Raw genomic sequence first — 9,788 nt, 5'->3', positions numbered from 1 at the left:
GCATAGACAAAACATATTAATAAGAAAACAATACAAATCAAAAAAGCTGAGTAATGACGTCATTACTCAGCTTTAATTTATAACTTTAATCCTTTAATAATCTGTATCGCTTATTTAGGACTTGACATTTGACTTAAATTACTTACTTATGAAACAATTCGCTTTATTGATGTCAATGCTTATAAGTCTTGGCTTAAACGCACAAAACTGGGCACCTGTAGGGGCAGAATGGTATTATTCTGAAATTCCTGTACAACAAGAAGGAGTTACTTTCTCTAAAATAGAAGTAGAAAAGGATACCATTGTAAATGGGCAGCAATGCAGTAAAATCATTGGGAACTTCCAATGTCCATGGTCAGGACCACAGTTTACTTACGAAAGTAATGATACGATTTACTTTTACAATTCCGAAGTTGATACTTTTCAATTTCTTTTTGATATTGGCGCAAGTCCAGGCGATACTTGGGAAATCAATTATATTCCAACAAGTATCTCTACAGACACCGCAAAATTTATTGTAGATTCTGTTGGACAAACTAATACAGCTGGTGAAACCTTAAGGATTGTACATATTACACAAATGAATGTAAATGATGTAAATTTCGGCTTTTATGGTCCAATCATTGAACGTGTTGGAGCACCTCAATTACTCACTAACTATTTTAACTGTCACCCCGAAGGACAAATCCGTTGTTACTCTGATCAATTGATTAATTATCATAAGGATACTTCAATCCCTTGTGATTATTCGACTGTCGGACTAACTGAAGAAGCAAAATCAAATATCAATATTTATCCCAATCCGGTAAATAATGCATTAAAGATTTCGTCAAATTTTGAAAAGAAGTATACTTATGAAATATATAACCTTATTGGTGAAAAAGTGTCTTTTGGAGGTGTTTTAAATAATCAAATTGATGTTTCTTCCTTGGAGTATGGTACTTACCTTCTGAAATTAAATGATGGTCTTGAAGAATTCAGCGTTATAAAATTTATGAAACGTTAAAAAAAACATTGTTTCGTGTTAAAACAATAGTAGAGACGCACGGCCGTGCGTCTCTACTATTGTTCAATGTACGTCAATTTTATTTTATGCCAATATTTTTCAAATGAATCAATTTATTTTATTTCCTGAATACATTATTTAAAACAACTCTTTCTTACTTTTGAAGCATATTCAAAAAACAGCATGAAATTCTTCAAACATTTCGCATTGGGTATTCGCAGTTATTGGAAGGCAATTAGCTTTATCAAAACGCATAAATTATATTGGTACTTGCCAATTCCCGCTGGATTAATGCTGCTCATTTATTATGTAGGAAGTGAATTTGCATCATGGCAAGCCGGTTGGTCAGAAGAACAAGGTTGTTTGGAGTGTGCCAACATGAATGAAACCATTTGGTTTTTGTTGAAGATGTTGTTAAGTATTTCCATTGGTTTAATCTTAATGAAATTTGCTAAGTATATTGTTGTTGTTTTACTTTCTCCGATGATTTCTATCATTTCTCAAATTGTAGAAAAAAAACTAACAAATAACAAATATCCATTTAGTTTACAACAAACCCTGCACGATGTAAAAAGAGGATTACATATTGCCATGAGAAACGTAATGTGGGAATATATTTTCTTTTTATTGATTTTAATCGTTTCTGCATTAGGATGGGATGAAGTACATCAATCTCCATTCTTTTACCTCACTTTTGCCATTGGTTTCTTCTATTATGGCTTTAGTTTTATTGATTATATCAACGAAAGAAGAAGACTAGATATCGATCAAAGTATTCATTTTATTCGTCGGCATAGAGGTTTAGCAGTTGCAATAGGTTGTATATATTCTGTATTCATCTTGGTTCCTGTCGATTTAGGACAAATGGTGAACTACGAAGGCTTTTTGGATCATCCATTTCAAACCTTAGGAACGAGTTTACTGCATTTTTCTCTTTGGATGTTGGCTTCTATTGCACCAATTTTAACTATTGTAGCTGCTACAATAGCTATGCATGATTTGGTAGATTTGAGTGAGAATGAGTTTGCTATTCGAAATAATAGTCCACAAGTTTCAATTGATAAATCAGAAAATTAAACTTACTATAGGTTTTTAGTTTGTCACTAAATGCAATTTTATATATTTGGAGCTAAATTTGCAATTATTTTATTAGATTGCTTTTCCAATTAAGAATATTACCTATGAAACTATATTTCTCTCTGTTTGCACTTTTTTTTGTTTTAACCTCAAATGCCAAAGAAATTGAATCAATAGCAATAAATCCGCCAGATTCAACAAGTTCACTTATTGATAGAACAGCTTCTTTATTTTTGATTGAAGAAGGAAAAGAAGCATTCTATCAAGGGCGAATGAAAGAAGCGATGATTCGTTTTCGTGAAGCGTATGTGCGAGATCAATACAGTTCAAAAGCTGTATACTGGATCGGAGAAACGCATTACAACTTGGATAATTTCGGATATGCCCTAAAATACGCACGAATTTCAGAAGCGCTTCGAGAAGAGGTGGATGGGAAATTACTTTTTTTGATGGGAAGTGCATATCACCGCCAAAATCAATTAGATTCTGCTGCTTTATTTTATGTGAAAGCTGGAGCACTTTTTTCAAATACATTGAAGAAATCTTATCAAATAGATGATTTATTAGCCCAAGTAGCTTTTGCCGATTCTGTTCAAAAATTGGATAGATTATTTACAAAAACGCTGCTCGAAGATCCAATTAGTTCTGGTTACGATGACTATAATTTAGTTTATTCTCAAGACGGAAAAGAAATGTTTTTTGTTTCACGTAGACCAGACACCAAAGGCGGGAATTTAAATCCTGATGATCAACGTTATTTTGAAGATTCCTATTACTCAAAATGGAGTGATTCACTAGGTGGGTGGACGAAACCGACCAATGAAATAGAAAGATTGAACAGTGAAGGGTTTGACGCTGTGAATTATATTAATGCTGATGGGACTGAAATTTATATGACTGTAAATACTGCTGTTGTCGATGTTAGTAATGCTACAAATAGTTCTGATATTTGCTTGTCAAGAAAAACCAAACAAGACAGGTGGAGTAGTCCAAGACCAATAGATAATAAAACGATCAATACTTCCTATTTTGAAGGAGCACCAACATTTACAGAAGATGGTAATACAATGTATTTTGTAAGTGACAGAGATGGTGAAGATTCTCGTTCGGATATTTATGTTGTTTATAGAAACGGAAGAAGCTGGGGAGAAGCTCAAAAACTTCCTATGACAGTGAATACTACAGATAATGAGACAACTCCTTTTGTTTCTCCAGATGGTAGATACCTTTTCTTTTCTTCTGAAGGCTACACAGGAATGGGAGGTTATGATGTTTATGTTACCGAAAACAAAGGAAACGAGTGGACAACGCCTGTAAATTTGGGCGCTGATTTCAATACCGTTAACGACGATTTGTTCTTTAAATATTATGAAAAATTGAAGAAAGCAAATGTCTCAACGTATCGTATTCAAGGAAATAAATCCAGTATCGATATTTTTGAAATAGACATTGACGAATGGGAAATACCTAATTAATTACGAATTATGACGACCATTCGTAATCCGATAGCTATTGGATCGTAATTGAAAAACTCGAAATTATCTACTCGTAATTATTTAACGACCGTTAACTTCGCGAATTTCAAAATTAATTTCTTTTGTCCAACTCTTGGGAAGAAAACAGTTGCTTTTTGGTCTGATCCTTTTCCATCTAATGCAGTTACCTTTCCTTTTCCAAAACGCGCATGTTCAACGTTATAACCTACTTTTAATTCGTCTGTTGTACCGCCACCACTAGATGCTGGTGTTGAGTTAACCTCTCTCATGCTTTTAAGATTTCGTTTTGGTGCTCCCATTTTTCCAAATCCAGCAGTTCTACTTTCCGATGGACGTTTGTAACCACTGAGTGATTTCCCTCCTGAACGCCCTCGAGTTTCATTTTCAAGGTTAACGAAAGTTTTGTCAATTTCATCGATAAAACGACTTGGCTCCGCAGTGACCAATTGTCCCCAACGATAGCGACTCACTACATAAGATAAAGTACAGGTTTTTTCTGCTCTCGTGACTGCAACATAAAATAATCTACGTTCTTCTTCTAGTTCTGTTCTTGAAGTAAGCGAAAGTTGAGATGGAAATAAATTTTCTTCCAAACCAACAATGAAAACATGTGGAAACTCCAATCCTTTGGAGGCGTGAATGGTCATTAAGGTAATGGTGTTTTTATCTTCTTCTGTCTCCTTGTCAGCATCCGTTAATAAAGCAACATCAATTAAGAAATCACTTAAAGTTCCTTTTTCATCTTTCTCTTCTTGTTGAACAGAGAATTCTTTAATTCCGGCCAATAACTCCTGGATATTTTCATATCGTGTAACACCTTCAGGGGATTTATCATCATATAGATCTTTTAAAATCCCAGAAGATTGTGCAATGTTGTTGGCTAAATCATAAGCTGGTGCATGCTCCATTTGTGCAGCATAACTCTGGATTTTTAAAGAGAACTGTGCAATTTTATTCTTTGCTCCTGCACCAATTGAAACAGGGTATCTTTGAAAATCAGAAATTACATCCCACAAGGAAACGTCATACTGACGTGCAGCTAGAACAACGCTATCCATCGATGTTTTACCTATTCCTCTTTTTGGATAATTGATAACACGTTTAAGTGCTTCCTCATCCTTAGGGTTTGCCGACAAGCGGAAGTATGCGATTAAATCTTTAATCTCTTTACGTTGATAAAATGATAGTCCACCATAGATTTTATACGGTAAATTTAGTTTACGTAAGGATTCCTCAAATGACCTTGATTGCGCATTTGTTCGGTATAAAATCGCGAAATCTTTATACTCCGCTCCCTCGCTTTGTTTAATGTCATAAATGCGATTCGTAATTACACGCCCTTCTTCATTGTCTGTTAAACAACGGATGATATTGATTTTATTTCCTTCGGTGTTAGAAGTCCAAACATCTTTTTGAATTTGATCTTTATTTCGTTTTATAATACTATTTGCAGCTTTTACAATATTGTTTGTACTACGGTAATTCTGCTCCAGCTTGAATAGTTTAAAGTCAGAGTAGTCCTTTTTAAAGTTTAATATGTTCTCTATATTCGCACCACGGAAAGAGTAAATACTTTGTGCATCATCACCCACCACGCAAATATTTTCATACATAGCAGCCAACTTCTTAACGATGAGGTATTGCGAATAATTTGTATCCTGATACTCGTCTACCAATACATATTTGAATTTTCGTTGGTAGAAATGTAAAACCTCTGGAAAATCCCTTAATAAAACATTGGTTTGGTATAAAAGATCATCAAAATCCATTGCTCCAGCCTGGAAACAACGTTTTGCATATTCTTTATAAATTCTAAATATTTCAGGCTTTTTAGACATTCTATCTTCCCCTACAATTTCGGCATTTGCTTCGTATGCTGCAGGAGAGATTAAATTATTTTTCGCACTCGAAATACGACCTTGTACTGCATTTGGTTTGTACACTTTCTCGTCTAGCCCAAATTCTTTAACGATGGCTTTAATTAAACTTCTAGAATCTTGCGTGTCATAAATGGTGAAATTTGATGGATACCCAAGTTTGTCGGAATTGTAACGTAAAATCTTGGCGAAAACGGAGTGGAATGTTCCCATTGTAATATTCATGGATTCATTTCCACCAACAATAGAATTAATTCTTTCTTGCATTTCTTTTGCAGCCTTGTTGGTAAAGGTTAGGGCTAAAATGCTAAAAGAATCTACACCCTTTCTCAAAAGGTGAGCTATGCGGTAGGTAAGCACTCTTGTTTTTCCTGATCCTGCACCAGCAATCACCATCATTGGGCCGTCAATATTCTCAACGGCTTGGCGTTGACTATCATTTAATCCGTCTAAATAATCCATAAAAACAAAGATATAAATAACCAGTTAGGGAGGAATGATTTGGGATTAAAATTCTAAAATGACTTTTTCTTTTGAAAAATCTAGATCAAAAAAAAAGTGTAAATACTTCTGTCCTCACTCTTTTTTCTCATTTCTGAGTTGCTGTCCCACTAGGGCTCAATGAAAAACCTCACACCCTTGACTCTGTCTGAGTTTAAGGGTTTTTGATATATGTTGGTCACCACATAGGGCACGTGAAATATCGTGAATTATGTACTTAAATGAATGAACGTTATGATTATAAAGATAAACAATTTCGTATTCATACACTTATAATTAACACTAAAAATTATTTACCTATGACTTCTTTTACCTCCCCACATTTCAACATTGCATCTCCATAATATAGATTTCGAATTTCTCTCGATTTAATGGAATTATTCCTCTTTATCTCCTCCCAATCTTCCTCCTCAACAATTGCGCATTCAAGGCACAAACTATTGTACTAACGCTCATCAATGCCGCTCCAAAAGCAGGGCTAATCATTAGTCCTGGAATGAAACCTGTTGCTAAAGGCAAAGCGATAACATTGTATCCCGTAGCCCAAACTAAATTTTGAACCATTTTTTTGTAAGTCGCTTTTCCAAATAATATTAAATTAACAATGTCCTTCGGGTTACTGTCCATTAATACGATATCGGCCGTTTCGGCAGCTACATCAGTCCCTGAACCAATGGCTATTCCAACATCCGCTTGGGCAAGAGCAGGCGCGTCATTTACACCGTCTCCAACCATGGCCACAAATTCATCTTGTGCTTGCAATTCTTTTATTTTTTCCAGCTTTTGATCAGGAAGCACCTCTGACATATAATCGTCGAGACCCAGTTTGGCTGCTACATCCTTAGCTACAATTTCATTATCTCCAGTAAGTAAAGAAGCTTTGATGTTGTGATTATGAAGGGTTTTAATAGCGTCAAAAGAGCTTTCCCTTATTTCATCTGCAAAAGTGATAAACCCAATTAATTCTCCATCCACAAAAGTGAAAATTTTGGTTTCTATTCCTTCATTTTCGTCTTTCTCGACTGTTTTATTCATTTGCTCCAGCAACAAATGTCCGCCGGCGTGCACTTCCTTATCGTTTACTTTTCCGCTAACTCCAACGCCCGCCGTATATTTAAAATCAGTCACTGAAGGAATGTCCAGTTGCTTTTCTTTTGCTTTTCGTGCTAATCCCTTGGCAATATGATGTTCTGAGGGACTTTCTACTGCCGCAGCATAGGTTAAAAGGTCCGTTTCCGTATAATCAGAATGAAGTGAGACCATACGTGTGATTTCATGTGAACCTTTGGTTAAAGTTCCTGTTTTATCAAACACTATAGTTGAAATTTTACGCGATGATTCAAAAGCAGTTCTATTGCGTATTAATAAACCATTTTGAGCAGAAATACTTGTGGAAATTGAAGCCACAAGTGGAATGGCTAATCCCAATGCATGTGGACAACAAATCACCATCACTGTTACCATGCGCTCCATTGAAAAAGCTAGGTTTTCACCTAATGCCAACCAAGTAAAGAAAGTTCCAAAACCTAAAACTAGCGCTACAATTGTCAACCATTTAGCTGCGGTGTCTGCGAGGCGTTGCGTTTTTGATTTTTGTTTTTGAGCGGTTTGCACCATGTCAATCACCTTAGACAGATATCCTTCTTCTCCACTTCCTTTAACACGCACTTTTATAACCCCATTTCCATTGATGGCACCACCAATAACTTCTTCGTTAACTGTTTTAGTTACGGGTTTACTTTCCCCTGTTAACATACTTTCATTGAGGTCACTTTCACCTTCGACAATTATTCCATCGGCGGGCACTTTCTCGCCCGGTCGAATTAAAATTATATCCTCTTCTTTTAAATCACCAATATTTACTTTACGTGTTTGACTACCTTCAACCAAGTTCGCTTCATTGGGCATCAATTCCGCTAAGGCTTCCAAAGCTTTACTAGCTCCAAGAATTGAACGCATTTCAAGCCAATGTCCGATTAACATTACATCGATAAGTGTAGCTAATTCCCAAAAGAAAGTTTGACCTTCAAAGCCAAAAATAACTGCGACACTGTAGAAGTAGGCAGCGGAAATAGCGACCGCAATAAGGGTCATCATTCCAATGGATTTACTTTTTAGTTCACTAATTAAACCTGACAAAAAGGGCCAACCACCATAAAAATAAACAATACTGGCTAAACCAAAGAAAACATAATTACTTCCTGGAAATTCCCACTCTACTCCAAGCATACCTTGTATCATCGGTGATAATGCAAGAATTGGAAGTGTTAAAATCATTGAAACCCAAAACCTTCGTTTAAAGTCTTGTATCATCATTTCATGATGATTGTGTTTCATTTCTCCATGACCAGAATGATCCATTTTTGAATGGTCCATTTCTTTATGATGTTCGTGTTGTTTCATAATTGTAATTATTATTTATTGGTCTTTTAATTAACTATTTAATAACTTGTTTTACCTCACCACACTTCAACATCGCTTCACCATAATATGGATTCTTAATCTCAGACTCTAAACTCAACCAATCTGCACCGTTGTTGTTATTCACCATAGGACAATGTTCGATGTAAATGGCCTTGTCCATCGCTCCAAAAGATTTCAGAATCATAATTAATTGATTCGAAATTTCCTCAAATGGTTTTCTAAGCTCTCCAATCTCTTTAGTCGAAATTGCTTTTTTTAATTCCTTGCTTAGAACGTCACTTCGCTTCATCCAAAAGTCATGGGCTTCGCCTTTAAAAATTTTCATGTCAACTTTATTTAAGATTGTAGTCATTTCTTTCGCACTTGAAATTCCAGCTTTGAAATCGTCATTTACGAGATTGTTTTTTAATTTGAAATAAGCTTCGAAAAGTGGAGACAAGGCATCTTTTTCCTTTTGACCGATGGACATTTCTTCCATTGTCATAGTTTCAGAATGAGAAGCTCCTCCATGATTATGACCTGAAACAGGAACTCCTCCTTCTGGACTCATCATACTTGGCTTGCCCGCCAATTGCGCTGCTGCGTCAATACTAAATGTTCCATTCGTAGCGATTTCATCTCCAACTTCTAGACCTTCTTTAATGAGGTATCCGTCTCCCAATGAAGGTCCTAAAGTGACCATTTTCATCAAAAAGCTAACTTTATCAGAACTTGCGTTTTTCACGTAAACAACAGAACGTTCTCCTGTCCACATTACCGCAGATTTGGGCACAATAATCACTTTTTCTTGTTGCTCCAATTCGCTTTTTACAATTCCTCGAACAAACATATCGGGTTTTAATCTTTTCCCTGGGTTCTTGATAATGACCCTAGCCGATGCAACTCTTGTTTTGGAATTGATAACAGGATCGATAAAAGAGACTTCGCCGTTAAAAGTTTCGTTAGGCAAGGAGCGAACAGTAAACTCCACTTTGTCGCCTTTTTTTACCCACGGAATATCGCTTTCGTAAACATCAAAAAGCACCCAAACGGTACTGATATCTGCAATTTCATAGAGCGATTCTCCTTTTTTAATGTAATCGCCGAGATTGATGTTTTTCTTTGTTACGATTCCTGAAACATCAGCCAAAATTGGAAATTGTTCTTGAATCTCTCCAATCTTTATGATCTGATCAATTTGCTTTTGCGTCAGTTTCCAATTTTGCAGTTTTTCTTTGGCGGCTTTATATAAAGAAGGTTGTTCTTCTTTTATTTTTTTCGCCTCAAATAATTCCTCTTGGTGGAATTCCTACTAATTTTGTGACAAATTTTATCAAGCCACTTTATTAATTTTCCCTCTTAACTTAATTTCCATTTCTAGAGGGGAAACATACCCTAGAGATGAATGTAATCTTTCTGTATTGTACC

6 protein-coding genes and 1 pseudogene are annotated in these 9,788 nt (G+C 35.6%); 3 read left to right on the top strand and 4 right to left on the bottom strand.

Going from position 1 to position 9,788, the window contains the following annotated elements:
* Positions 1-148 precede the first annotated feature (148 nt).
* From DXU93_RS14770 to DXU93_RS14760, 3 genes are all read left to right on the top strand, one after another.
* Positions 149-1,006: a T9SS type A sorting domain-containing protein gene (locus DXU93_RS14770; RefSeq protein ID WP_116882078.1), complete on the top strand. Its 858-nt coding sequence runs from the start codon at positions 149-151 to the stop codon at positions 1,004-1,006.
* Positions 1,007-1,189: 183 nt separating this feature from the next.
* Complete coding sequence (locus tag DXU93_RS14765) at positions 1,190-2,083, top strand: EI24 domain-containing protein (protein WP_116882077.1); 894 nt, start codon at positions 1,190-1,192, stop codon at positions 2,081-2,083.
* Between the two features lie 104 nt (positions 2,084-2,187).
* A complete protein-coding gene (locus DXU93_RS14760) occupies positions 2,188-3,558 on the top strand; it encodes a TolB-like translocation protein (protein ID WP_116882076.1) in 1,371 nt (456 codons plus the stop codon).
* A 77-nt stretch (positions 3,559-3,635) separates the two neighbouring features.
* On the opposite strand, the gene DXU93_RS14755 is transcribed toward DXU93_RS14760, so the two are convergent.
* The 4 genes and pseudogenes from DXU93_RS14755 to DXU93_RS15295 all read right to left on the bottom strand — a co-directional run.
* Positions 3,636-5,918, bottom strand: a complete 2,283-nt coding sequence (locus tag DXU93_RS14755; protein ID WP_116882075.1) for an ATP-dependent helicase — start codon at positions 5,916-5,918, stop codon at positions 3,636-3,638.
* 426 nt (positions 5,919-6,344) lie between these two features.
* Positions 6,345-8,360: a copper-translocating P-type ATPase gene (locus DXU93_RS14745; protein WP_116882073.1), complete on the bottom strand. Its 2,016-nt coding sequence runs from the start codon at positions 8,358-8,360 to the stop codon at positions 6,345-6,347.
* A 34-nt stretch (positions 8,361-8,394) separates the two neighbouring features.
* Complete coding sequence (locus tag DXU93_RS15300; RefSeq protein ID WP_262510734.1) at positions 8,395-8,850, bottom strand: DUF3347 domain-containing protein; 456 nt, start codon at positions 8,848-8,850, stop codon at positions 8,395-8,397.
* Positions 8,851-8,979: 129 nt separating this feature from the next.
* Positions 8,980-9,648 (bottom strand): annotated as a pseudogene (locus DXU93_RS15295) (efflux RND transporter periplasmic adaptor subunit); the annotation flags it as partial.
* Between the last annotated feature and the right edge of the window lie 140 nt (positions 9,649-9,788).

It is taken from the genome of Brumimicrobium aurantiacum, assembly GCF_003402975.1.
Classification (GTDB): Bacteria; Bacteroidota; Bacteroidia; order Flavobacteriales_D; family Crocinitomicaceae; genus Brumimicrobium; species Brumimicrobium aurantiacum.
The sequence above is the reverse complement of the archived record's forward strand: the minus strand, read 5'-3'. Positions and strand labels throughout refer to the sequence as shown.

What these genes read in the sequence shown, in the direction of transcription:
- DXU93_RS14760 (WP_116882076.1), top strand. Translation starts at nt 2,188, where the DNA reads ATGAAACTATATTTCTCTCTGTTTGCACTTTTTTTTGTTTTAACCTCA.
- DXU93_RS14765 (WP_116882077.1), top strand. Translation starts at nt 1,190, where the DNA reads ATGAAATTCTTCAAACATTTCGCATTGGGTATTCGCAGTTATTGGAAG.
- DXU93_RS14745 (WP_116882073.1), bottom strand. Translation starts at nt 8,360, where the DNA reads ATGAAACAACACGAACATCATAAAGAAATGGACCATTCAAAAATGGAT.
- DXU93_RS15300 (WP_262510734.1), bottom strand. Translation starts at nt 8,850, where the DNA reads ATGTCCATCGGTCAAAAGGAAAAAGATGCCTTGTCTCCACTTTTCGAA.
- DXU93_RS14770 (WP_116882078.1), top strand. Translation starts at nt 149, where the DNA reads ATGAAACAATTCGCTTTATTGATGTCAATGCTTATAAGTCTTGGCTTA.
- DXU93_RS14755 (WP_116882075.1), bottom strand. Translation starts at nt 5,918, where the DNA reads ATGGATTATTTAGACGGATTAAATGATAGTCAACGCCAAGCCGTTGAG.